Origin of the sequence: Paenibacillus sp. Soil750 (genome assembly GCF_001428045.1) — a bacterium.
GTDB lineage: Bacteria > Bacillota > Bacilli > Paenibacillales > NBRC-103111 > Paenibacillus_E > Paenibacillus_E allorhizoplanae.
Window position 1 is genome coordinate 271,292 of record NZ_LMSD01000034.1, and the last position, 24,264, is coordinate 295,555.

24 protein-coding genes are annotated in these 24,264 nt (G+C 43.7%); 21 read left to right on the top strand and 3 right to left on the bottom strand.

From position 1 onward, the window contains the following. Positions 1-81: 81 nt before the first annotated feature. Both ASL11_RS25840 and ASL11_RS25845 read right to left on the bottom strand, forming a co-directional pair. The gene (locus ASL11_RS25840; protein ID WP_056621256.1) at positions 82-981 is read right to left on the bottom strand and encodes a YitT family protein; all 900 of its coding nucleotides are present in this window, start codon (positions 979-981) and stop codon (positions 82-84) included. A gap of 39 nt (positions 982-1,020) precedes the next feature. Continuing rightward, the gene (locus ASL11_RS25845; RefSeq protein ID WP_056621258.1) at positions 1,021-1,383 is read right to left on the bottom strand and encodes a hypothetical protein; all 363 of its coding nucleotides are present in this window, start codon (positions 1,381-1,383) and stop codon (positions 1,021-1,023) included. Between the two features lie 178 nt (positions 1,384-1,561). Here ASL11_RS25845 and ASL11_RS25850 point away from each other — a divergent pair, with 178 nt between their 5' ends. The 6 genes from ASL11_RS25850 to ASL11_RS25875 all read left to right on the top strand — a co-directional run bounded on the left by ASL11_RS25850 (position 1,562) and on the right by ASL11_RS25875 (position 6,152). Beyond that, positions 1,562-2,611: a YheC/YheD family protein gene (locus ASL11_RS25850; protein WP_056621260.1), complete on the top strand. Its 1,050-nt coding sequence runs from the start codon at positions 1,562-1,564 to the stop codon at positions 2,609-2,611. A gap of 56 nt (positions 2,612-2,667) precedes the next feature. Then, positions 2,668-2,859 (top strand): hypothetical protein, encoded by a 192-nt coding sequence (locus ASL11_RS25855; protein ID WP_056621262.1) that lies wholly within the window; start codon positions 2,668-2,670, stop codon positions 2,857-2,859. 228 nt (positions 2,860-3,087) lie between these two features. After that, positions 3,088-3,396: a hypothetical protein gene (locus ASL11_RS25860; RefSeq protein WP_056621264.1), complete on the top strand. Its 309-nt coding sequence runs from the start codon at positions 3,088-3,090 to the stop codon at positions 3,394-3,396. A gap of 15 nt (positions 3,397-3,411) precedes the next feature. Beyond that, positions 3,412-3,891, top strand: coding sequence for a hypothetical protein (locus tag ASL11_RS25865; protein WP_056621266.1), 480 nt, complete (start codon positions 3,412-3,414; stop codon positions 3,889-3,891). A gap of 95 nt (positions 3,892-3,986) precedes the next feature. Continuing rightward, positions 3,987-4,748 carry a phosphoribosylformimino-5-aminoimidazole carboxamide ribotide isomerase gene (gene hisA / locus ASL11_RS25870; protein ID WP_056621856.1) on the top strand — a complete coding sequence of 254 codons (762 nt, stop codon included), beginning with the start codon at positions 3,987-3,989 and terminating at the stop codon, positions 4,746-4,748. Between the two features lie 30 nt (positions 4,749-4,778). Then, the gene (locus tag ASL11_RS25875; RefSeq protein ID WP_056621271.1) at positions 4,779-6,152 is read left to right on the top strand and encodes a PDZ domain-containing protein; all 1,374 of its coding nucleotides are present in this window, start codon (positions 4,779-4,781) and stop codon (positions 6,150-6,152) included. A 10-nt stretch (positions 6,153-6,162) separates the two neighbouring features. Here the strand turns inward: ASL11_RS25875 and ASL11_RS25880 are convergent, their stop codons facing one another. Continuing rightward, positions 6,163-7,041 (bottom strand): alpha/beta fold hydrolase, encoded by an 879-nt coding sequence (locus ASL11_RS25880; protein WP_235550582.1) that lies wholly within the window; start codon positions 7,039-7,041, stop codon positions 6,163-6,165. 93 nt (positions 7,042-7,134) lie between these two features. Here ASL11_RS25880 and ASL11_RS25885 point away from each other — a divergent pair, with 93 nt between their 5' ends. The 15 genes from ASL11_RS25885 (at position 7,135) to ASL11_RS25950 (ending at position 24,254) form a co-directional block, all read left to right on the top strand. Further along, a complete protein-coding gene (locus ASL11_RS25885) occupies positions 7,135-8,688 on the top strand; it encodes a tetratricopeptide repeat protein (RefSeq protein WP_056621272.1) in 1,554 nt (517 codons plus the stop codon). A 103-nt stretch (positions 8,689-8,791) separates the two neighbouring features. Beyond that, positions 8,792-9,697, top strand: a complete 906-nt coding sequence (locus tag ASL11_RS25890) for an S-layer homology domain-containing protein (protein WP_056621274.1) — start codon at positions 8,792-8,794, stop codon at positions 9,695-9,697. A gap of 133 nt (positions 9,698-9,830) precedes the next feature. Beyond that, entirely contained in the window at positions 9,831-10,007 is a 177-nt protein-coding gene (locus tag ASL11_RS37115; protein WP_164483576.1) for a hypothetical protein, read from the top strand. Positions 10,008-10,098: 91 nt separating this feature from the next. Continuing rightward, positions 10,099-10,881: an alpha/beta fold hydrolase gene (locus ASL11_RS25895; protein WP_056621276.1), complete on the top strand. Its 783-nt coding sequence runs from the start codon at positions 10,099-10,101 to the stop codon at positions 10,879-10,881. Between the two features lie 220 nt (positions 10,882-11,101). Next, positions 11,102-12,010 (top strand): Gfo/Idh/MocA family protein, encoded by a 909-nt coding sequence (locus ASL11_RS25900; RefSeq protein ID WP_056621277.1) that lies wholly within the window; start codon positions 11,102-11,104, stop codon positions 12,008-12,010. 38 nt (positions 12,011-12,048) lie between these two features. After that, complete coding sequence (locus tag ASL11_RS25905) at positions 12,049-13,032, top strand: Gfo/Idh/MocA family protein (protein ID WP_056621279.1); 984 nt, start codon at positions 12,049-12,051, stop codon at positions 13,030-13,032. A gap of 169 nt (positions 13,033-13,201) precedes the next feature. Continuing rightward, a complete protein-coding gene (locus tag ASL11_RS38045) occupies positions 13,202-13,597 on the top strand; it encodes a zinc ribbon domain-containing protein (RefSeq protein WP_082595819.1) in 396 nt (131 codons plus the stop codon). A gap of 6 nt (positions 13,598-13,603) precedes the next feature. After that, positions 13,604-14,185: a histidine phosphatase family protein gene (locus ASL11_RS25915; protein WP_056621281.1), complete on the top strand. Its 582-nt coding sequence runs from the start codon at positions 13,604-13,606 to the stop codon at positions 14,183-14,185. Between the two features lie 129 nt (positions 14,186-14,314). Then, complete coding sequence (locus ASL11_RS25920; RefSeq protein WP_056621282.1) at positions 14,315-16,093, top strand: sensor histidine kinase; 1,779 nt, start codon at positions 14,315-14,317, stop codon at positions 16,091-16,093. Further along, positions 16,068-17,675 (top strand): response regulator transcription factor, encoded by a 1,608-nt coding sequence (locus ASL11_RS25925; protein ID WP_056621283.1) that lies wholly within the window; start codon positions 16,068-16,070, stop codon positions 17,673-17,675. Before ASL11_RS25920 ends, ASL11_RS25925 begins: the two co-directional genes overlap by 26 nt. A 172-nt stretch (positions 17,676-17,847) precedes the next feature. Next, a complete protein-coding gene (locus ASL11_RS25930) occupies positions 17,848-18,804 on the top strand; it encodes an ABC transporter permease (RefSeq protein ID WP_056621284.1) in 957 nt (318 codons plus the stop codon). An 11-nt stretch (positions 18,805-18,815) separates the two neighbouring features. Beyond that, the gene (locus ASL11_RS25935; RefSeq protein ID WP_082595824.1) at positions 18,816-19,790 is read left to right on the top strand and encodes a carbohydrate ABC transporter permease; all 975 of its coding nucleotides are present in this window, start codon (positions 18,816-18,818) and stop codon (positions 19,788-19,790) included. Positions 19,791-19,862: 72 nt separating this feature from the next. Next, entirely contained in the window at positions 19,863-21,422 is a 1,560-nt protein-coding gene (locus ASL11_RS25940; RefSeq protein WP_056621286.1) for an ABC transporter substrate-binding protein, read from the top strand. A 59-nt stretch (positions 21,423-21,481) separates the two neighbouring features. Next, entirely contained in the window at positions 21,482-22,684 is a 1,203-nt protein-coding gene (locus tag ASL11_RS25945; protein WP_056621287.1) for a CynX/NimT family MFS transporter, read from the top strand. Between the two features lie 469 nt (positions 22,685-23,153). Beyond that, complete coding sequence (locus ASL11_RS25950; protein ID WP_056621290.1) at positions 23,154-24,254, top strand: peptidylprolyl isomerase; 1,101 nt, start codon at positions 23,154-23,156, stop codon at positions 24,252-24,254. Positions 24,255-24,264 lie beyond the last annotated feature (10 nt).

Genomic DNA, 24,264 nt, shown 5'->3' on the forward strand with positions numbered 1-24,264 from the left:
ATCTAGAGGTGGCGCTCAAAGGTTTACGCTCTGATTAGATGTTTTCGCCAACGCTAGGCACGACTAGCAGAGAATCTCCGTTTAATGAATATCTTTCTTCTTAAAGCGTCCACCCTTAACATCATGGATATTCCCGATGGCCAAGAAGGCTTTGGGATCCAAGTCGTCGACAATGGATTTGAGCTTCGCTTCTTCGAGTCGAGTAATGACGCTGAAGATGACCTTTTTATCATCACCGGTAAAAGCGCCTTCGCCTTTGAGGTACGTGACTCCCCGACCTAGTCGATTTGTAATTGAATCACCAATTTTCACATATTCATCGCTGATAATCCAAACCGATTTGGATTGATCAAGACCTTCAATCGTGATATCAATCATTTTATAAGCAATAAAATAGGCAATCAGAGAATACATCGCACGATCCCAACCGAAGACAAAGCCTGCGCTGGCAAGAATGAACAAATTGAAGAACATGACAATTTCGCCTACCGAGAAGGCACTCTTTTTGCTAAATAAAATAGCTACAATTTCCGTACCGTCTAGCGATCCTCCTGATCGAATAACGAGCCCGACGCCAATCCCAAGGATAATCCCGCCGAATACAGCAGCTAGCAAAGGATCCATGGTGATGGCTTTAACAGGGTGAAGTAAAGATGTGCCAATCGACATGACAATAACCGAGAAGGTTGTTGATATAGCAAAGGTTTTGCCAATTTGCTTATATCCGAGTAAGACGAAAGGTAGGTTGAGCAGAACTAGAAATATACCGAGTGGGAAGCCAGATAAATGTGATGCAATGATGGAAATCCCTACGATACCACCATCAATAATATGATTTGGAACTAAGAAAATTTCTAATCCAATGGATACGAGCGCGGCACCAATGATCATAAAAAAGATTCTGCGTGCAAATTTCAATCGTGTCAATTTTTGATGTTGTGCATGTGCATGTGCTTGAGCTTGAGCTTGTGAATTAGCCATGAAAGTTTCCCCTTTTCCTCAATCATTCAATTTCGTTTCTTATGAGTAAGAAGGAATGAGGCCCGCATAACGTGAGGTGAATTTAAGGAAAGCAAGTAGGATAACTTTCAGTTTTTTCCAAATTAAATTTGTCAAAAAAACGATGAATACAACAAAAACGGTCATTTCATAGTGCTTGTGAAACTGGTCATGCAAGTGAATTTTATTTTCGTAGACATGAATGAATTCCTTAGAAGGCGGTTGCTGTTGACTAGTCAAGACCTGAGTGGTATTGGCTGAAATGAGAACATCGGTATCGGCTGCAGCATGATTGGATATTGGGGGTGTTAATGGGAAGACGAAAAGTCCAAGAATCAGCCAGACCATGATTGTCCAACAGCATCTGCGTGTTAAAGGGTTCACATACATCCCCTCCAGACAATATGAATCCAAATTTGCTTGAATTGTAGCACTTCATTTCCAATGAGTCAAACTCCGAGCGTTATAAACCCGGTGTCTCGATTTCCTTCGTTGAATTTGGACCATTTATGCCAATTGTGCATACTATAGTAGGATGAACCCAAGCAGGAGAGGTGTAATTGTGAGTAATGTGATCGGCATACTCCTAGATCGTAAAACCTATCTCGGCATCCTTCGGAATCAAACTGGATATGAGCATATCGACTACTATAATCAAGCGGCAGTTGAACTTGGAATGACGCCTTTCTACATGTGCTTAAAGCATGTAAATACAAAGTCAGCGCTAGGCTTGAGTTTTGAGAATAAGAATTATACATTAAAACGTTTGCCGATCCCTAAGGTGATTCACAATCGAGCGATGACGCTTTCTCCAATGTCGCAAAAGAAATTACAAGCGATAGCCAAGATAAGCCAAGTTTTTAATGGTCAAAATAGACATGATAAGCTTCATATTCATCGATTGTTGCGTGCGAGTGCGAATAGCTCTGCATTTCTTCCTCATGCCATGAAGTATTCACGTGAAAATCTGATAAAGGCGATGAAACGAGAGGACTCTTTTTTTGTAAAGCCTACCAATAGTTCAGTGGGGAAAGGGATAATTAAGGTTAATGCGATGTCAGATGGGGTATGGCAAGTCTGGTGGAGTAATCAATTACCGAGGCAGCTTGTCGAACAGCAAACGATTGATTTTATAGATAGGAAAGTCAATGACCAACGCTATTTGATTCAAGAAACGATTCCACTTTCGATGTATGAAGGACGCCCTTATGACTTAAGGGTATCGGTACAACGTGGTGATAAAGGACAATGGGGAGTTACGGGGATTGCCGGAAAGGTTGCTGCTGATGGCCGCCATGTCACGAATTTGGCAAAGGGCGGAGAGGCTGTTCGTTGTGAAAAGTTGTTCCTAAACAATGGCTTTGACCCTGTGGTAAAAAGAAAACAGGTAGAAGAAGTAGCGCTTCAAATCGCAGAAAGCTTGAGTTTGCAAATTCCATCGATCTCGGATGTGGGAATGGATATGGGGATTGATCATCAAGGTGCGATATGGTTAATCGAAGTGAATGGCCGAGATCAGCGATATCAATATAAACATTTGAATTTAAACAAGACTTTTTATCGTACTTATGAAACACCGATGCTTTATGCCAAATATTTATTGAGCAAATGAGTTCAATTAGACGCAAATCATAGAGTAAACCTGCGTGGAAAAGGTGGAGTGAGGATGTGAGTGAGCGTGTTCTCGTCATTAAAATGAATTTATTACCATGGTATAACGAGCTTGACGATCGTTTGGAAGTGAATCATCCAACCTTTCCCGAAGCTGTTCGTGAACGGATCCAAACGTTTGGTGAATTTCGAATCATCTCGATTAATCGCCTTCAGACTCGAATAAGGCGAATTCCAGAAAAAGCTTAGTGCCATTTATGCGTAGAAATTAGGTAAATGTGGCATAATTAGTATAGAAGCAATACCCGTAGAGGCAGGGAAATACCTGCTTCTTTTTGTGTACAGAAAATGAATTTGGCTTATGTGTTGCTTCATACCCCTATAAACAAGTAAAATAGAAGTGAAGCATTATTTGTTCGATGTAGGCTTTTACCCACAAGCAAATACAGGGTGTACAGGAAAAGGGGACATTTAAAGGTGAACGTTCATTTAAATTTTACAAACAAGGGCAAAGTGGTAATCGAAAATTTCAATAATGAGGAGCTCATTGAAATTTTTAGTCGTTATATTAACACGTTAACGAAGAAGTACGCAGTTGATATTACGGTGCCTGCTGAAGCAAATCAGAATATCGTCCAAGATGGTTCATTTAAAGTTGTTCTTTCGAATGTACAATGTGATGTTGAGACATTTTTCAAAGAGCTCGGGAGAGATATTAAAGTGCCTCTGAAGAAGAGAGCGGACGGTAAGCTTGAGAACGTGTTTAAAATTCAAGTGATTGATTAAGTTACGGGGGCTTGTATGCTTAGTTTAGACGAAAAGTTAGCAATAGCAACATCCTTCCCGGAACTTGCGCGTAAGGATGTTTCACTGGGACGAATTAATTTTCATTATCTTGAAAGTGACTATGAGAAGACGACAGTTCTTTATCATCTTCACCCGAATGGAAATGGATTCGTGTATGCCGAATACATCCCAGGTTGTACGGTGGATGCCAAAGGTTTAATTAACATTCGGGACTATAGTGAAGACGAGCTTCGTGAGATCATTGCGAAGTCGATTCAGTCTTTAACTCGCGGCGGTAGTCCTAAGAATTCGAAGGTCGAAGAAGTCCAAGCCCCTCAAGAAGAGATTTGGGTGGATGAAGATGGCAACACGCTGAGTGTAACTTTTGTGGAAGATTTATGGTATATCTACGCAGGAGAAAACCTCGATTGTGCCTTTGAAACGTATGAAGAAGTACAAGAGTATTTGGAAGAAGAAGGCTTTGATAAGAAGTAACAGTACATGAGAGCCCTCCTTGGAGGGCTTTTTTTGTGGTATACTGTTGGGAAATCGTTCAAGTACTACGAATGTCAAAGGGGAAACATAACGTCATGAAATTTAGACCATGTATCGATCTACATAACGGAAAAGTGAAACAAATTGTCGGTGAAACCTTGGGTAGCGAAGGGCAAGCTGTTGTTGAGAATTTCGTGTCTTCGTATGACTCCACCTATTATGCGAATATGTTCAAAAGAGATCGTTTAACCGGCGGGCATGTCATTATGCTTGGCGAAGGGAACAAGGAAGAGGCGATAAAAGCGCTTGGTGCGTATCCTGGGGGTCTGCAAATCGGCGGCGGCATACATGCGGAGAATGCTAGCTTTTACCTAGAGCAAGGGGCATCACATGTCATTGTAACGTCATATATTTTCCGCGATGGTCAGCTGAATAAGGATAATCTTACGCGAATTGTTGAAGCGATTGGTAAAGAGAAATTAGTTTTTGATCTTAGCTGTAAAGAAAAAGATGGCAAATGGTATGTGGCAACCAATCAATGGAAACAGTTAAGTGATGTGGAATTGAATCAAGAGACGATACGGTTCTTTGAGCAATATTGCGATGAATTTCTAATTCATGCGGTTGATGTGGAAGGGAAGCAGAGTGGTATCCAACAAAGTTTGGTAAGTTCTTTGGCGGCGTGGGTTACAATTCCAACTACGTATGCAGGCGGTGCTAGATCATTTGAGGATTTGGCGTTATTTAGACAGCTTTCCCAAGGGAAATTGGATATTACGGTAGGCAGTGCCCTTGATATTTTCGGTGGAAAACTCTCGTATGATGAAGTTGTGGAGCAGTTAAGTAACCCGTTGTAGCGTTAGTTTTTCGCAAAAAGGATGTGTGCGATGGCACTTTGGCACAAGCTATATGTATGGGGAATTGGTATGATCCTCCTGTTAATTATGATTGGAGAGCTGGTCTGGCTGCCAGATCCATTAAGATGGGGAACTCGCTTTTATTGGATAGATCTTATTGATGGTCTGATTTATGCGATTGCCATTGTACCTTTGATCTGGATGGGTGCTGCACTCTTGCATCTTTCACAGTCGCAAACACGGAGGATGAAAGTATTTCGTGGCTTAATTGCCTTCGTATGTTTACTAAGTGTGGTTATTGTGGTTTCCATACCCAAAAAGCTGGAGTTCTCTGCTTCCGCAATGATTCTTAGTTTGTTACTTATCGCAACGGATATCGTCCTGCACGAAAGGAAGAAACGCAAGGTGCCACACCAGAGTATAATCGTTTTTGGTGTGACACTTGGCCTCTTGCTTGTAATGCTATGGCCAACTCAATATTTGGTGACATATCCAGGTATTACACTCAATATGAACCGATATGCGCAAGCCGAAGGCGGCTCCAAGCATGGCGATATTTCGGGTGTTCTTATTTTCGAACGTCCAGCATTTCCAATGGACTGGTTGTATGCGAAGCTTTTTAAAGATTACACCTTTGAAAAGATTGAAACGTTAGGAATGTCGCTCGGCGAATATAATCAGGAAGTTCGTACGATGAAGGAAGATGCGAATGCCGCGGGGAGTGCAATTGCTTTCCAGAAAGTGGGGATTGGCAAAGGCATTCTATCTGAAGGCGTTCGGATTACGGCCGTTTTGCAAAATACGAAAGCATCTGAGGTGCTGCAGCCAAGCGATGTCATAATAGCACTGAATGGTCAGCCAATTACCATGACTCAGGAGCTTAGTGAGCGAATGAAGCTGATTAAACCAGGCGAATCGATTCGATTGACTGTGTTACGGAATAAAGCGAAAGTCGAGTTGACGGTAGCTACGCGTGCAAGTACAGATGATCCCGCTCGTGCATCCATCGGAATTATGATTGCAAATGAACTCCGCTATGATATCCCTGATCTTGTGACTTATCATAGCTATTTGTTGCACGAAGGTGGACCCTCCCATGGGGCGATGCTGGCTTTAACGTTAATTGATCAGCTAACACCTTGCGGTGTGACATATGGTCATCATGTCGCAGGGACTGGGACGATTGAACCGGATGGCTCCGTTGGGCCTGTTGGCGGGCTTATTCAGAAAGCCTATACCGTGAGCCGTACGAATGCGGATGTGTTTTTCGTTCCTGTATCTAATGAAGCAGATGCGAGAAAAGGTGCTGGAGATCTTCGTATCGTACCCGTGCGAACGCTAGACGATATATTGAATTGGTTAAAAGCTAATCCCAAAGCTGGCGCACCTGCTTGTTCATCCTAATACGTTCGAGTTAGTCTCGAGCCGCTTCATATAGCTTGCTAGCTACTAGCTTGGGTTCATAATGCGCAGTCGTCATGTGATCACCATGGAGTTGTATGAATCGGAAAAGGCCGAGCCTGCTTGACATGTGAGGATGCCATCCATAGTTGGGGTCGCCAAATGGGATCACATTATCTTCCATGAGGTGTACGTAGCTTTTTGGAATTGGAAGGCTATAAAATTTCTTCAGGTCTAATTTCTCAAATAACGGACCTACCGGTTCGGGGAAAGCTTTTTTGTAGATCTGTTGCGCTTGGCTAAGACTGGCCAGATTGGTGAAGGCTTCTCTAAAAAAATCAAAAGGCAGTGTAATCGTATTGTTTTTGGAGCTTGCGGCTAGCTGCTTAAATTGTTCAACGACTTGAGGTGGCAACTCATCAGCAAGCATTTCGCCATCTTTGAGGACAAAAGCGTTGAGAAAAACGAGTCGCTTCAAGCGATCGGGTACTAGCTCAGCTACTTTTTGGATCACTGATCCTCCAAAACTATGGCCAACAAGGACGACGTTATGCAGCTTATGCGAAATGATGAAATCCGCAACAGATTTGCTTATCATCCCATGGGTCACATTTTTATTGGGGTCAGCACCGTGTCCTGGAAATTCAGGAACGAAAACGGTATGGCCTTTTTTGCTTAGCTCAGCAGCAACGCCTGCCCAGAAACTGGCATCTGCCCATGAACCATGGACAAGGACGAACGTAAGTGGCTGCTCTTTGGCACGATAAGAGGAATCTTCCTCTTGGCTCCAAGGGGTTGGCATATAAGGCCAGTTCGTAGGCATGGGATTGGTTGGATAAGGGAATGGCCATGAGGGGCCAGGATTCTGATAATTCTCGTTCAAATAAGTCATTGTGGTCTTCCTCTCGCGTAGTGATATATTACTATATGCCCAGATGACATTTGTGCGATTGGAAATTGAAGTAGAAGGGAATTGGATCTCAGAATGAAGCAAATGGAGCATAAAATGTACCGATTCAGTGAAGCACCTATTTGGGAGCTGCAACGGGCCTATTATGAGGAACAGGGGATTACGGCTTGGCAGAGCGGAGATGTGCCGCAATACATAACCAGCAATCGGGTAATGGCCATTTCTTATGCGGAAATGTTATTTGGTTTCTTGCAGGATCGAGCTAGAATGGGACAGCTGACAGCGAATGTAACGATCCTCGAACTTGGAGCGGGTTCAGGACAATTTGCTTTCTATGTGCTGCAAGAGTTAACGAAGCTTACGCAAATGGCTAGAATACCACTGCCCCCGTTTCAATATGTGATGAGCGATTTGGCTGAGAAAAATATAGCGTTCTGGCGGCAGCATACTTGCTTAACACCATTTGTGGAGCAAGGCGTGTTGGACTTTGCGAAATTCGACGCGGTACAGGATAAAGAAATTTATTTACAGCATGCCGGTGAACACATTAGATCGGGTGATCTGGCGCAGCCATTAGTCATTTTGGCGAATTACTTTTTTGACAGCTTGCCACAGGAATTAATTTATGTCGAAGACAAACAGGTGTATGATTGCCGGATTTCATTGCAATTTCCAGAAGGTGCAGATGAGCTGAGCATTTCCCAGCAGTTGAAAGAGGTCGTAGGGAGCTATCATTATCAACGGGAACACATGTATGATGACAAGTCCTACCCTTATCGTGAGCTATTAGATGTGTATCGTCAGCATATTTCTGATTCACACATTCTTTTGCCTGAAGTAAGCTTGGCATGTTTACATCGATTGAAAGACTTATCTCAGGAAGGTTTCCTACTGCTCACTGCTGATAAAGGAGATCATCGCTTAGAAAGCTGGGAATTTAACGAACCTCCGAAACTCATACATCATGGAAGTATCTCATTAACGGCTAATTATCATGCGATTAGCTATGTGTGCGAAGCGCAGGGAGCCCAAGCACTATTCACGAAGCATCCCTATACCTACTTAAACATCGGTTGTATGCTCAATCTTTCTGAACCTAACGAGTATGGTCTAACAAGATTAGCGTATGATAGGTTTGTGGAGCGATTTGGTCCTGATGATTTTTTCAATCTAAAGGAAGCCTTCGACTCTCAATTGGAGCAGAAGACGATGCCTCAGCTCTTGGCCTTGTGGCGCTTGAGCGGCTACGATACTCAGTTTCTACTGCCCTCTACGAAGCGTCTGATTGACCTGATTCCAGATGGTAAAGACCATGAATGGATCTCGCTTCAGCAAGGAATTGGCCACATGTGGGCACATTATTATCCAATGGATGGTAACACGGATGTTGCCCTCGCTTGTGGGATTCTCTTGTATCAAATGGACATGTATCAGGACGCAATTCCATACTTCGAACGTACACAGCCAAAGCTTGCGAATGATGCGACTGTCCTCTATGAGATGGCGGTGTGTTACTACGAGTTGGGACAAGATGATGCGGCTAAGCGGTATGTAGATCGTACGCTTTCGCAATCCCCAGAGCATGAAGAAGCAATTGCCTTACAGGAGTTATTAATTTCATTGCGTTAACAAAATGACATAAGCTGCAACAATCTATGTGCTCCTGACGTTAGGAAAGTATCCATAACCTATAAGGTGCTAAATACCAACCGAAAATGAGAGGAGCACTAGCATGAAAAAAATAGCAGCATTAAGTTTAACCCTTCTGTTGGGCAGTAGTTTGACATTTGGTTCCGCATACGCGTTCTCAGACTTAGAAGAGGGACAAGCAACTGCAGTTCTAGCGCTGAAAGATCGAGGTATTGTGAGTGGTTTTGATAACGAGCATTTTGTGCCGAGGGGTAAAATCAGCTATGCACAAAGCGTCCAAATGATCGTCAAAGGTCTGGACCTTAACTTGGACCATTTGCGATTCATTAAGCAACCCTTAGCATCTGATAGTTATTCGAATATCCCGAATGATGCTTGGTATGCGGATGCGTTCATTATTGCGCATTACCACAACCTGGACATACCAAAGGATGTGAATCCGAATGCCACGATCACACGCGAACAATTCGGGAATCTATTGGTTAAAGCACTTGAAACCAAGGGTCAATTTCCACTGGTGAAAATGTATATCCCAATCAAAGATGAAGATCAGCTTAACGTGGATTATCAAGGCACCATTCAAAGATTATTGCTTTACAAAATTACGGCTCTGGATGGGAATGGCAAATTCAATCCCAAAAGTGAGCTGACCAGAGGAGAAGCCGCGACATGGCTGTACAATGCCATTCGTGTGCTAGAGGCGCATGTGCAAAAACCACCACAAGTAGAAGAAGTCACAGTATCGGTTGAAAAAGTGAACGATGATGTGAACAAAGTGACACTTTCCAGAGGTATCAAGCCGAATCCTGGCTATGGCATTAGCATCGATAGCATCCAGTTTGAGTCGGGTGGCCAAGCGATCGTGAAGTATTCATTGATAGAGCCACAACCTGACATGATGTATGCACAAGTTATGACGGAAGCAAAGGCAGAGACTTATGTATCTTCGAAGTATACCGTGAAAGCCGAAGCTAGCGGACTGAAATAATAGTTTGAAATGCTGCTACCCGATATGGGTGGTGGCATTTTTTTGTACTTTTAACCCCCTGTATTCGAACTGTGCAAGCTCGTACTCTCTCACATAGGATATAGCATCCTCTAATAGACGGGTGGTGAGAGATATGAAAACAATCAACTATTACACGTTAGCATTAGGTTTATTAGGTGCGGCCAAATTGATTTTGGATGCATTTGGTATGAATATCATTACAGATGAGACAGCAAATGCCATTGCCAATGGTGTTGCTGCTTTGTTGTCTGTCATTGGTGTCTATACGAATCATCAAAAAGTGGAATAATGCCATGCACGTCTAAACCCATTGACACCGATATTTGCCTAGTTGAATATCGTATTGGACAGAAGTGATTTCCATAACGGAGGCGTCAAACGTGGGATACTATGTTCAAGTAGAAAATGGTGTGAAATTATTTATCGAAGATGTGAATCCAAAAGGGACGAAGACCATCCTGTTTATTCATGGGTGGCCTTTGTCACATACACAATTTGAATATCAGTTTAATGTACTCCCAGGATTGGGGTATCGCTGTATTGGTATGGATTGGCGTGGATTCGGACAATCGGATAAACCGATGGATGGCTATACGTACGATCGCCTTGCAGATGACTTGCATGCTGTGATTCAGTCGTTAAAGCTGGAAGGTATTACACTTGCAGGACATTCAACAGGCGGCGCGATCGCGATCCGATATATGGCCAGATATCACGGCCATGGTGTTGCGAAGCTTGTTCTGATTGATGCGGCGGCACCAACGGGTTTTACGAACGAAACCGCAGCAAAGTTTTTGCATGAGAATGCCAACGATCGTCCCAAAATGCTGCAAAATGTAACGGATTCGTTCTTTTTTCAGTATATTACGGAGCGATTCTCGGATTGGTTTTTTCAAATGGGCCTACAAGCAGCCAGCTGGTCCACAGCGGCAGTCATTCGATTGCTGAGAGATGAGAACGTGGCATCTGATCTAAGTCGAATTGAAGCGCCTACCTTAATTGTTCACGGTATACATGACAAAGTGATTCCCTACCAACAAGCGGTCGAGATGAATAAACGAATTCCAAATTCGCAGCTTATCCCGTTTCATTACAGCGGGCATGGCGGATTCTGGGAGGAAAGAGATCGCTTTAATTATGTACTTACACAGTTTATTGGTTAATGCTGTGAGTGATCTTCAATGGAATATGAGGTATAGCTTCCCTAATGGGAGGCTTATTTTATTTCATGCTAAAGCTTTACGTGAGACACCTTTATAGACTATTAAAAGACTTGTCTCTTATGTGGAAGTTCATTATGATGAGAGTGAAGGGATCTTGGGTAAAGCGGATCACAAATTAAAGTACAAATTCATTTAAACTGTCTTGGAGGTTGTTCCATTTATGAATCAGTCTACATTTCGAATTGGTATCATTGGCATTGATTCCTCGCATGCACCTACATTTACACAATTGTTAAACGATAAGGATCATCCTTTTCATGTTGCTGGCGGTAAGGTCACCATTGCTTATCCTGGTGGTTCTCCGGATTTTGAGATGAGTTATTCCCGGATTGAAGGGTTTACTGCTCAACTTCGCGAACGAGGAGTGGAAATCGTTGACTCAGCTGAAGAAGTAGCAGCGAATTGCGATGGCATTCTAATCACATCGGTGGATGGTCGTATTCATTTGGAACAGTTCCGCCGTGTAGCGTCCTATCGTCGGCCTATTTTTATTGATAAACCAATGACCGTTTCGTCTGTCGAAGCTAGTGAAATTTTCACGATCGCGCAAGAGAATAACATTCCTATTATGAGTTGCTCCTCGTTAAGATACGCAGAGGAATTGACGATAGCACTAGAAGCATCAGATACTAGTGGTAACGTTATCGGGATGGACTGCTACGGCCCTATGGCGTTACAACCAACACAGCCTGGGCTGTTTTGGTACGGTGTACATACGGTTGAAATGCTTTTTAGAGTACTTGGCAAGGGCTGTCTCCACGTGACTGCCGCTACAACTGAAGATCATGATCTGATAACTGGCGTATGGGACAATGGCGTTATTGGTACCATTCGCGGCAATCGAAAAGGCAACGGGCAATTTGGTGCTCTTCTACATCGAGAATCACATACGCAATTTGTCGATGTAAACAAACATCCGAAGCCTTATTATGCGAGTCTCTTGGAGAAAATTATGACGATGTTTGTGAGTGCAACTCCGGATATCGATGGGGAAGAGACATTACAAATCATTCGTTTTATGGAAGCAGCTAATGAGAGTCGAGAAACAGGACTTACAGTGAACTTATAGGTGTGAATGCGTAGGAGCCCAAGGAGAGGATTACAACGATGGAAAAAGCAGAATTAAAGGTAGCTGTTCTGGGAGCGGGGGCTATTGCTGGTCAACATTTTGATGCGATTCGTCGTACGGATGGGTTTGTAGCTTGTGCTGTTGCAGATATTCAACTGGAGAGAGCCCAAGCTATTGCTGAAACCTATGGGATTACGGCCTATAGTGATTATCAAGAGCTGATTCGGCAAGAACGACCGGATGTTGTGGTCATTGCATTACCACATTTTCTACATAGAGAAACAGCTATTTTCGCTGCTGAGCATGGGTGTCATTTGATGCTGGAGAAGCCAATGGCCTTGAACGTTGCTGAATGTGATGACATTATGGAAGCAGCGAGCAAAGCGGATATTCGTATCTTAATTGGGCATACCCAGCATTATATGGCAGAGAATATTCATGCAAAGCGGATCATTGAAAGTGGCGAAATAGGTGAGATTGTCATGATCAACGATGTCAGGCATTTGAATTACTTCCAAGACACAAGGCCGCAGTGGTTTCTAGAAAAAGATAAATCAGGTGGCGGAATACTTGCCAATCTAGGTACGCACTCTATCGATAAGATTCAATGGTTGATGGACAGTTCTGTCCGTAAAGTGAGCGCTGCAGTGAGTCATCATGGCAAACGAGGAAATGTAGAGGGAAGCGGCATCATCTATATGGAGCTAGCTTCAGGTCTGCCTGCGTCAATTGCACAGTCCGGTTATCCAGGGGCTACCCGGAACGAAACAGAGATCATTGGTACATTAGGGATGCTGAAGCTGGTTACAGGCGTAAGTTTATGGATCAGTCGTGGCGGCGCTTATGAACAGGTCGATGTGCCATCGATGGATACGCCATTCGAGCTGCAGTATAAGGATCTATTGAGCGCGATTGAGGAGAAAAGTGAAACGAGTTGTCCACCCGAATATGCGCGAGGTGTCATAGCCGCGCTTGAAGCTGTATACAGATCTGCCGAGACAGGTGTGGAACAATTTCTATAGGGTGAATTGAGAAATAGCTGGGAAACTACCAGCTATTTTTTGTCGTTTCGGCATAGAATGGGAAACAACTGGGAAACGGGAATGTAGTTGCTGGAACACGAGGGAAAATAGGCAGGGATTTGCTGCTGTGCATGGAATAGTAGAAGATGTTCCAGAAAGGAGAATTTCCATGATAGAATGTCCTTGGTGTCATGAACAAGTACAGTTGGTTGAGGATGTTTGTCCTGCATGCAAGCAAGAGGTGCTCACGTACCATTTGAATCCAGATGGCGAAGAAAGTGATGTGAAAGAGCTAACCGAATATGAAGAGATCGACGAGCTGAGTCTGGAGGAGCGAATCTCTAACCAATACAAGTGCTGCAAATGTCAACATAAGGAGTGTCATATTAAAGAAATAGCGATGACAGGGACAGGCTTAAGTAAAATGTTCGATATTCAGCATCATCATTTCTTAGCTGTCTCATGTTTACATTGTGGATACGTAGAAATGTATGATCCGAATGTGTTACAAAATAAGAAAGCGGGCTCATTAGGTACAATACTAGATATAATATTTGGAGGTTGAAAGTGAATGACGGTGATTGGACTCATCCGACACGGATTAACGGATTGGAATACGGAACGGCGTATACAAGGTCAAACAGATGTACCACTCAATGAATTTGGGAGAAAGCAAGCAGAATTATTATCCCAGCGAATGAAGGATGAAGATTGGGATTTCATCTATGCTAGCGATTTGGGGCGTGCTCTTGAAACAGCAACTTTCATTGGGAATGTGAAGCAAATGGAAGTGAAAACTGATCAGCGATTGCGAGAAATGTTTTGCGGTCAGATCGAAGGAACAACCGTTGAAGAGCGAGTGGCCAAATGGGGGGAAGATTGGGACCAGTTGGATTTAGGGGTTGAAACACACCAACAAATCGCTGCACGCGGTGTGAGTTTCATCCAAGACGTGATCGAGAGACATCCGAATCAGAAGGTGTTAATCGTCAGTCATGGAGCTCTACTTAGTCTGACTCTTATGGATTTGATTCCACATGAAGACATCGCGGAACATATCCACAACACTTCTGTAACGACTATCCGCCACAACGAGAACCGTTGGGAATACATACAATACAATTGTATTGCGCATTTAGATGGGCTCACATAAGTTTTATTAGCGGATTAGTACTTGACGATGAACCCAAAGTGCGTGTTATGATCATATCGAAGAAAGTAGGGTACTCATGACGGGGTGCCTTATTTTTATATCCTGATGTTCAGGGCGGGTGGAAATGAAATGAAAAAACCAACTCTTCGTATCGGTTTAATCCGCAGCTTCTTAATGATTATTACACCTTTGATTCTGTTTCTGTATTATGAAAACTACTATGCCATCCGAATTGTTCGAGAGGAAGTGTCGCAATCTACCAGCAATGTACTCGCGATACATATTACACAAATTGATCGCACGCTAGAGGAAATCACGCACTACTTATTGCGCCAGATTGTTTCACCTGAATTCCAATCTGCCTATCTCGATATGGCCTCATATCCAGAAACGAACGGGAAATATACGTTGGCCAAGATCAAAATTCATAACGAAATAACGGCCGGCAGCAGCGCTTTCGAAAATTTCTATTCCTTCTTCGCTTATTCCGTCGACAAAGAAGATTTTATATTCTCTCGTTCCTCCTACACGGATACGAACAATCTAAGAGAGATGTTGGGCGCGTACTTGCGAAAGCAGGAGGATGGACAAACATTCGGAAACTGGATGGTACTTGAGCAAGGGGGAAGAAACTATCTGGTCCGTTTGGCGCAAGCAAATAGCGGTGTCTATATAGGCGCTGTTATCTTATTAGAGGATTTGATTAGACCTCTTCGCGGATTAGACTATGGCGAACGCTGGGAGGCGATACTGCTGGATACGGCGGGGCAAACGTTAACTAAATCGGTGATGTCGCAAGAAACGATGACAGCGGTTAACCGTAAGTTAGTAGCTAATCCGCAAGCCTTTCAAGTTTTTGAAAATCCAGTTGACCAGAAGGATTACCTGCTTGTCAGTACGGCTTTTCAACAGGCGCCTCTTAGCCTGGCGGCTATGATCCCTGAAAAATCGCTGCTGCAGCGGCTGCCTTTCTTTCAACGAGTCATCTATCTCATTCCGCTTGGTGTCATCATTATCTTTTTCTTTTACTCCCATTATTTGCGTAAAATGCTGTTCGGTCCCATGAATTCATTGATTATGGGGATGCGGCGTGTTGTGAAGGGGGATCTAGAAATCGGTGTAAAGGAAGCAGAGACAGAAGAACTGAATTTCCTGATTACAACCTTTAATCATATGATTTCTCAGATTAGCCACTTGAAAATTAACGTTTACGAAGAGATGTTGAAAGCACAGCAATCGGAATTTAAGCATTTACAAGCACAGATTAACCCTCACTTTTATCTAAACTCCCTGAATATTATTAATAGTCTTTCTACGCTTGGGGAAAATGATCTGATTAAGAAGATGACGGAGCATCTTGCCGATTATTTCCGATTTATTACGAGATCGCACAGGGATACGATTACGTTGGACGAAGAAGTGCGGCACATACGCAACTATTTGGAAATTCAAATGCTTCGTTTTCCAGATAAAATTACATACCAGATTGAGCTATCAGAGCCTCTCACTCGCACATCGATACTTCCACTGATGATTCAGCCATTTGTGGAAAATGCAGTGATTCACGGGATGGAAGAGGGGAGTAAAACTTTTCACATCGAGATTTCTGCCGATACCTGTCAAGAAGTTCCGAACTGTATCGAAATTCTTATTCGCGATAATGGCGTAGGTTTTAGCCCGTCGATCCTCTCAACATTTAATGACAAGATGTTTGGAGACGGCACAGGCACGCACATGGGCATCTGGAATGTATACCGAAGAATGCGGATGGCTTTTGGGGATCAAGCAGAAGTTTCCTTTTTGCAAGCTGAACCGAATGGTGCCGTTGTACGTCTGATAATTCCGGCGATTGGCGCTTTTCACGAAATGGAGGATGAAGAGAATGGCAAAGTTGATGATCGTCGATGATGAAGTGTACGTGCTGCGTGCCATGATGAGGTCTGTCGATTTTGCGGCACTTGGCTTTGAAGAAGTGTTTCAGGTCATGGGCGGTAAAGAAGCGATGGAAATATTGAAAGCGCATTCCATAGATCTAATTATTTGCGATATAGAAATGCCTGGCATGAGCGGACTAGAGCTTATTGCCTGGGTGAATGATCACTATCCCGAAGTGGAAACGATTTTTTTAACTGGACATGCAGAATTCTCCTATGCCAAAAAAGCCGTGCAATTAGGCAGCTTCGAATATTTGCTTAAGCCTGTCAAAACGGAAGAGCTCGTCTCCACCGTGAGCAAGGCGATTGACAAAATCAATGAAAACAAAAATGCATCTCAAATGGTGGAAACGAGCAAGAAATACCGCATTTTGTGGGAACGCCAGAAATCCGTTGTCGTTGAGCGCTATTGGCAGAACCTATTATCAGGTCGAATTATTCCTGAGGCGAGCAATCTGCAAGCGGTCAATTTGCCTTTAAGAACAGATTCTCAAATCTTGCCAATTCTCATCAGTATCGAACAATGGCATAAGGAATTCAGTTTACGCGATGAGGACACATTGGAGTATGCGATTCGCAACGCAGCGTCTGAGCTGCTTCTAGGCGGCTTTGCAGGAGACATTATTAAAGATGAGAATGGGATTCTCTTTGCGCTTGTGTATGAATCATCCGAACGGTCGTCCAATGTGGAGCAATTATCAGTGGCATGCCGCACATTCGCCGATGCTTGCAGTCGGTACTTTTACTGCACGGTTTCCTGTTATATCGGGCACTTGGTTCCGTTCCCAGAGCTTACCGAGGTGTACCATCGTTTAATCGAAATGGAGCAGGAGAATTTGTCCAATCCCCTGTCTGTTCAGCAGCTAAATCAATCGGAGCGGTCTAATCATGCTAGCAAGCATCCGTTCGTCATCCCATGGTCGGATTGGGTCATCCTTTTTGAAACAGGCAATAAAACAGAGCTCTTAAAGCGGTTAGATCAATTATTTGCCGGGATGCAAGAAGGCGGTGCGGATACGGAGTCGGCAAGCGCACTGTATCATGCCCTCGTGTATATGATCTATCACGTTGCGCATAAGAACGGCTTTTCGGTGAAAGAGTGGTCAGGACTTCGCGAACGCAGTGGGGAATTACATGCCATTCGTTCGATTTCCCAATTGAAAACATGGGCGGAGAAAATCATCGATACCGGATCGCGTTATCTCGAATCCCAAAAAAATGAAAGCTCTCAAATTATTGAGAAGACAAAGCAGTTCATCAAAGCCAACTTGAAAGACGTTACACGGGAAAAGGCTGCCGGTTACATTTACTTAAATTCCGCTTATCTGTCACGCATATTCAAACGGGAAACAGGTCAGTCCCTGATTGACTTCATCATTAATGCGAAGATGGATCGGGCCAAAATTCTGCTGACGGAATCGAGTCTGAAAATTGTTGATATCTGTGAGGAGATTGGCTACGAGAATTACTCGCATTTCGGTCAAGCTTTTAAGAAGAAGGTAGGCATCTCACCCGTGGAATTCCGTAAACGATTCCAAAATCTAGAATTGAAATAAGGGAAGATCTCATGAAAAGTTTGGCACGATGCCAGACTTTTTTGTTTTCGTGAGATGTGTTTGGTTTAAAGCAGTCATAAAATCGAGATAAGAGTCACGCTACCCGATAGAGAGAGACAGAAAACGACAGTATACTAGGCGTATAGGAATTAAGTGAAAGGTGTGACATCGCATGAAAAGCAATAACATCAATTTAAAGTCACAAAACATGTTCGTACGATTCTTGCGAAATGTGAGGAAAGATAAGGCGCTGCTTATGTTACTTCTGCCTGGCGTACTGTATCTAATCTTAAACAACTACATTCCCATGTTCGGTGTCGTAATTGCTTTTAAACACATCGACTACTCCAAGGGGATTCTCGGCAGCGACTGGGTTGGATTCGATAATTTTAAGTTTCTGTTCAGTACGAAGGAAGTTTGGATCATTACACGAAACACAGTGCTGTATAATGCGTTGTTTATCTTACTCCATCTCGTCATTCCAGTTGGGTTTGCCATTGCGTTGAATGAGATGAGAGTGCGGCTCGCAGTAAGATTTTATCAAAGCGTCATGTTTCTGCCATACTTCTTGTCCATGATCGTCGTTAGCTATCTCGGATATTCTTTACTAAACAGTGAGTATGGTTTTATTAATAAAACACTGCTGGAGCCGCTCGGTTTCCCTGCGGTATCGTGGTACAGCGAGGTTAAGTACTGGCCGTATATTCTCCCACTTGTGAATATATGGAAGTCTGTTGGTTATTACAGCATCGTATACTTGGCGGCGATCATCGGTATCGATAACGAGTATTACGAAGCAGCGCACATCGATGGTGCAAGCAAATGGCAGCAGATTACACGTATCACGATTCCGCTCATACGTCCTGTGCTTATTATCTTGATGCTATTGCAGGTCGGTAAAATTTTCAATGCGGATTTTGGTTTATTCTATCAGGTACCTCTTGATTCGGGGGCTCTATACTCGGCCACACAGGTCATTGATACGTACGTGTATCGCGCGCTTCTCACACTGGGAGACATCGGGATGTCTTCGGCAGCTGGTTTATATCAAGCATCCGTAGGATTTGTGCTTGTGCTAACCACAAATTATGTGGTCCGTAAAATCGATAAAGAAAATGCATTGTTCTAGGAGGAGCCGAAATGAAAGAATCTGTTCAGAAGTTGACTGTAGCCTCGCAAGCTCCCCCGCAGGGTAGCAAGTTTTCGTTGACAAGGCGGAAGCGCGAAATCAATTCCATTAATAAACCGACTGAAATTGCTTTGCATCTGTTCTTCCTTCTGTTCTCAGCTGCCTGTATTTTTCCAGTGCTCGTTGTGTTAGGCGTTTCTCTGACGGATCAAGATACGATTTACCTGTATGGCTATAATGTCATCCCGCGTGTATTTAGCTGGGCTGCCTATGAGTATCTCTTGCGTGATATCGGTCCGATTCTCAGATCATACATGATTACGATCTTCGTGACAGTATTCGGAACGGTTATCGCGCTTACGATTACAGCTTTGGTCGCCTATCCGTTATCCCGGCAAGATTTTGCTTTTAGAAATTTTTTCTCTTTTTTCGTTTTCTTCACATTGATTTTCGGAGGAGGATTGGTACCGTGGTATCTCGTGTATACCAACTTCATCGATTTGCGGGACACGATTTGGGCATTGATTATTCCGAATCATTTGCTTGGTGCCTTCTACGTGATTATTATGAGGACGTTTTTTACGACAAGCATTCATCCATCCATCTTGGAGTCAGCTAAAATTGACGGAGCTGGCGAGATCCGGATTTTCACACAAATCGTTCTGCCGTTATCGCTTCCCGTACTGGCGACCATCGGTCTGTTTTATACATTAAGCTACTGGAACGATTGGTTTAATTCCTTGGTGTTTTTGAATTCAGATAAGCTGGTTTCCATTCAATACTTGATGTATAAAGCGCTACGAAACTTGCAATATTTAACTACCATCGCTGTGGACAGCGGAGTAGGCGATCAAGCTGCCAAACTTCCGAGCGAAACGGCACGAATGGCAATGGCCATTATCGGGATGGGGCCAATCGTACTGGCGTATCCTTTCTTCCAGAAATATTTCGTAAAGGGCTTAACAGTTGGTGCTGTAAAAGGGTAGGCTTCATCCGGCTATCGCGCCGGTCGAGCATATAGCATGTTCGTACAATCAACTAAATGGAGGGTTAAAAAGATGAAATTGACTCGCACAAGAATTAGTGCAGCCTTAGGTTTGACACTAATCTCAAGCCTCGTGTTAAACGCGTGCTCTTCCAACACGGGAAGCACCAGTACAAGCAGCCCAGCACCGGCAGCAAGCACTGCAACAACGGCTTCGGCAACGCCTGCACCAGCGAAGTTAGATCCTTACACAATTAAGATGTTCGTGCCTGGTGTTCCACAGAAAGATCAAGAGCTTGTGAACGCTGAGATCAGCAAGTATTTGAAAGACAAGATTAATGTAACGCTCGACATGCAGGTTATTGATTGGGGCAGTTGGGCGGACAAAATGAATTTGAAATATGCGTCCAACGAAGTGTTTGATATTACGTGGACGACGTCATGGGATAACTGGGTTGGCAAAATCCAAAACAAATCGATCATTCCGCTTGATGACTTGATAGCAAAATATGGGCAAGATGCAGTGAAAATTGTGAATCCTAAAGTGATGAACGGGATCAAATACAACGGCGTAACCTATGGGATGCCGACTAACAAAGAATTTGCCGCCAATAAAGGGTTCCTGGTACGCAAAGATTTAGTGGATAAGTATAAGTTCGATCTCAGTACTGTGAAAAAACCGGAAGATATGGAGCCGTTCTTTGAGGTCATTAAGAAGAATGAGCCGGGGATGATTCCGTTCTTAAGCAGCAAGGGCAATGCGCTATTCATCGCTGTGCAAGAAGGTAATTTTTATGGGGCAAGCTCCAGTGCAACGAATCTAGGTGTCTTGGATCGTAACAACAAAGACTTGAAGCTAGTTGACCTTTATAGCGATCCACGCTACATGGAAATGCTGAAGCTAGCGAATAAATGGTACAAAGCCGGTTACATCAACAAAGATGCCGCTACGTTGACTGACTTCGCAGGTACGTACCGTTCGGGTAAAGTATTTGCTTTCCCTGAAACATTGAAACCGGGTAAAGATTTGGAAGTGTCACAAGCGAGCGGTCAAAAATGGGTTCAGGTTGAGTTTACGAAGCCACTTATTACAACAGGCAGTGTACTCGGAAATATGTTGTCGATTTCCCGTACGTCCAAAAATCCAGAACGTGTCATGATGTTCCTGAATCTGTTGTACTCGGATAAAACATTGCTCAATATGATTGCATTCGGGCTTGAAGGCAAACACTTTGTGAAGAAAGACGCGAATACGATCGACTTCCCACAGGGTGTGACAGCGCAAACTTCCGGCTATTCGCTTGGAGCGCCTTACATGTTCGGCAATCAATTCAATGATTATCTCTGGACGAACGAAGATCCGCAGAAATGGGAAAAATACAATAAGTTTAATACGGACGGGGAAGAAGCGAAAGGCATTGGCTTTATTTTCAACAATGAAAATGTGAAAAATGAAATCAGTGCGTACACCAATGCTTTAGCTGAGTTCTACCCTGGTTTGATCACAGGTACGTTAGACCCAGTAGAATACTTGCCTAAAATGGTTGAGAAGTTGAAAGCAGCGGGTATGGATAAAATTAATAAAGAAGTTCAAACACAGCTGGATGCATGGGCAGCTGCTAATAAAAAATAATGAATACATGGACGGCTCCGATATTCGGGGCCGTTCCCATTTAAGTAAGGGTGATCTGCATGTGGAAAATTGAGAAAGATAAAATAGCTATGGTCATTGCCATTGTACTCATTGCATCTAATCTGCGGGCACCATTAACGTCTATTAGTCCGCTGCTGGAATCAATCAGTCAGAAATTGAGTTTGTCACATCTTGTTGCAGGTACACTAACGACGCTGCCTCTGATGGCATTTGCTGCATTCTCTATCCTGTCGCCACGTCTCGCCAATCGCTTTGGTCTAGAACGTGTGGTGTTGGCCGCATTATTCCTGTTGGCGTCAGGCCTTCTGATACGACCTTGGTCAGGTGTAAGTCTGCTGCTTGTCGGCACGACAATGGCTGGTATGGGCATTGCTGTGGGCAACGTGTTGCTGCCTTCCTTGCTGAATCGATATTTTCCGAACCGACTTGGCTTTATGACCGGCATCTATACGGTCTCCATGAATCTAACGGGATCCATTGCATCGGCTTCTAGTATCCCAATTGCCAGATCGTTGGGCTGGGGATGGGAGAAAACGTTGGCTTTATGGGGGATTCTAGCTATCCTGACCGCTTCGTATTGGCTGTATTGTATACGAGCGCGTCAGCACGTAACGTCAGCCGACAATAAAAGTACAAAAGAAAAACGAATATCCTTATGGCGATATAAACTATCGTGGCAAATTACCCTATATTTAGGATTGCAATCGTTCTTTTTCTATGTGGTCATGGCCTGGCTTCCAGACATTGCGGCAGAACGCGGGATTGGAGCTGGTACGTCCGGGGTGATGGTAGCTTTGATGCAATTCGCTGGACTTCCCTTTAATTTCGTTGTGCCATTGATTGCAGTGAAGGTGAAGAACCAACGCGTATTAGCATTGACGAGTGCCGCCATGTCGATTGGCGGGGTTATTTGTTTATTCATGAATCATGCGGTGCTGCTTGCCTTAGGTGGCGCTCTCATCGGCAGTGCGGCTGGATTTGCCTTTAGCCTGACGATGATGTTCTTTAATTTGCGAACGAACAGTACGCGTCAAGCAGCCGAAATATCTGGCATGGCACAATCCATCGGGTATACGCTTGCTTGTACAGGACCAGCTTTATTCGGTTGGCTGCATGATTTGAGTGGCGGTTGGCGTATGCCGCTCAGTGTGCTATTCGTTGCTGTCCTTGTGTTTTTATGGGCAGGTCTTGGCGCAGGAAGAAATATCCGGCTTCCGGAGGAGGAGAGGTTATCTGCATGAAAATTAACGACATACTCGAAAGAAGGGGATCAATTTATGAAATCCCCGATCCCCGATCTGGCATGGTCGCTTTTTCGTAGAATATGGGAGGATGGAAACCGAAAACGTATGAAGCCGTTTATTTTTATCGGAGGCAAAGATTAGCCACATTAGGGTTGTTGAGTTGGATTTGGCCTGAGACTATTCGATGGAGAGTTGCTGGAGCCGAGTGTGGAACAGCTGAGTTTTATAAACCATTTCGGCAAGGAAGACATGTTTTATGCGCTAGATTTCAACCATAAGGCAATGAATAAGGAAACGGACCATTGCCTGCGCTTTGAGCTTCACTTTGAGTCAAGGGAGATCACATCGGATACTTCAGAATAGGTTACAAATTCGATGTTTATGTCATGTAATCATATAGTCGGGGCTGAAACATAACTGCTAATATGTGAGTGAGTTGGAAACTTTTTCACATGGAGGTGAGTAGATGACGATGAAAAAAGCGAGAAACAGTAGGCTGGCTATCGGTTTATGGTGTTTTATTGTGATTCTGGCGAGCATCTTGCTATCTGGAAGCATACAGCTCAATCGAGAGGACAGTGCCAATGCTGTAAGTGTTGCTTCCGTGGACGGCGAGGTTGTTGAAGCTAGCGAATTTTCCGTCTTCTTATTGGCGGAGCGCGCAAAGATTCTCGCTTATTTTCAACATACATACGGTGCTGAAGATGGTCCGAAATTTTGGACAACAAGTTTTCAAGGTGAAGTTCCCTTGGAGAAAATAACAAAAGATGTTCTTCAAAAAGTGACGATGGTGAAGGTCCAGCAATCGCTAGGCATTCAATATGGTCATCTTCGAGATGCCAGTTATACGGCTTTTCTTGAAGAACTGCGGATTGAAAATGATCGCAGAACAAAGGATGCAGGAAGCGGTAAACCAATCTATGGTCCCAAACAAATGGATGCAAAAGTGTATTACGAAATGAGACAGTCACAATTACTGGAAGATCTTAAGCGTAAGATGAACAGTTCTGCAACCATCAAGGAGGAAGAAATTAAAGCTTATTATGATGCGAATCAACGGGATTTTGTAAAGGCAGGAATGAGCAAGGTAAACATGTTTTCCATCCCTTACAGCTTAACCAATGAAGGAACATCTAAAATAGGCGCCGAGCATCAGTTGCAGGATGTGATCGAGAAATTGGAAGTTGGCGAAGATTTCAAGACAGTAACGGAGTTATATTGTAAAAATCAACCTTCTACCTACAGTTGTAAGGAACAAGTTTTCGATGCCAGATCAGCCAGAATGGACGTGATGACGCGTCCCGCCATTGCACTAGCAGCGAAAAGTCTGCAAAAGGGCGAAATTAGCGGTGTTATTGAGGAGCACCAGACACTCAATTTACTACAGTGCATGGAGAAACAAGAGGATGCTTTACTTCCACTGGATGAGGTGAGAAAAGGGATTGCACAGAAACTAGGCGATCAAGCTTTCGATCGATTCCTTCAGGATAAAGTCAGCCAAGCTGAGCTCATTGTGAATGATGAGGTGCTAAAGTCCGTTGCAGCTAAAGTATTGCTCGAGAAGTAAGGAAATTCGA

Coding starts and splice junctions, on each gene's coding strand:
- ASL11_RS25920 (WP_056621282.1), top strand. CDS start 14,315: ATGAAAAAACCAACTCTTCGTATCGGTTTAATCCGCAGCTTCTTAATG.
- hisA (WP_056621856.1), top strand. CDS start 3,987: ATGAAATTTAGACCATGTATCGATCTACATAACGGAAAAGTGAAACAA.
- ASL11_RS25950 (WP_056621290.1), top strand. CDS start 23,154: ATGACGATGAAAAAAGCGAGAAACAGTAGGCTGGCTATCGGTTTATGG.
- ASL11_RS25875 (WP_056621271.1), top strand. CDS start 4,779: ATGGCACTTTGGCACAAGCTATATGTATGGGGAATTGGTATGATCCTC.
- ASL11_RS25880 (WP_235550582.1), bottom strand. CDS start 7,041: ATGACTTATTTGAACGAGAATTATCAGAATCCTGGCCCCTCATGGCCA.
- ASL11_RS25885 (WP_056621272.1), top strand. CDS start 7,135: ATGAAGCAAATGGAGCATAAAATGTACCGATTCAGTGAAGCACCTATT.
- ASL11_RS25925 (WP_056621283.1), top strand. CDS start 16,068: ATGGCAAAGTTGATGATCGTCGATGATGAAGTGTACGTGCTGCGTGCC.
- ASL11_RS37115 (WP_164483576.1), top strand. CDS start 9,831: ATGAAAACAATCAACTATTACACGTTAGCATTAGGTTTATTAGGTGCG.
- ASL11_RS25915 (WP_056621281.1), top strand. CDS start 13,604: ATGACGGTGATTGGACTCATCCGACACGGATTAACGGATTGGAATACG.
- ASL11_RS25905 (WP_056621279.1), top strand. CDS start 12,049: ATGGAAAAAGCAGAATTAAAGGTAGCTGTTCTGGGAGCGGGGGCTATT.
- ASL11_RS25930 (WP_056621284.1), top strand. CDS start 17,848: ATGAAAAGCAATAACATCAATTTAAAGTCACAAAACATGTTCGTACGA.
- ASL11_RS25900 (WP_056621277.1), top strand. CDS start 11,102: ATGAATCAGTCTACATTTCGAATTGGTATCATTGGCATTGATTCCTCG.
- ASL11_RS25935 (WP_082595824.1), top strand. CDS start 18,816: ATGAAAGAATCTGTTCAGAAGTTGACTGTAGCCTCGCAAGCTCCCCCG.
- ASL11_RS25865 (WP_056621266.1), top strand. CDS start 3,412: ATGCTTAGTTTAGACGAAAAGTTAGCAATAGCAACATCCTTCCCGGAA.
- ASL11_RS38045 (WP_082595819.1), top strand. CDS start 13,202: ATGATAGAATGTCCTTGGTGTCATGAACAAGTACAGTTGGTTGAGGAT.
- ASL11_RS25945 (WP_056621287.1), top strand. CDS start 21,482: ATGTGGAAAATTGAGAAAGATAAAATAGCTATGGTCATTGCCATTGTA.
- ASL11_RS25940 (WP_056621286.1), top strand. CDS start 19,863: ATGAAATTGACTCGCACAAGAATTAGTGCAGCCTTAGGTTTGACACTA.
- ASL11_RS25890 (WP_056621274.1), top strand. CDS start 8,792: ATGAAAAAAATAGCAGCATTAAGTTTAACCCTTCTGTTGGGCAGTAGT.
- ASL11_RS25840 (WP_056621256.1), bottom strand. CDS start 981: ATGGCTAATTCACAAGCTCAAGCTCAAGCACATGCACATGCACAACAT.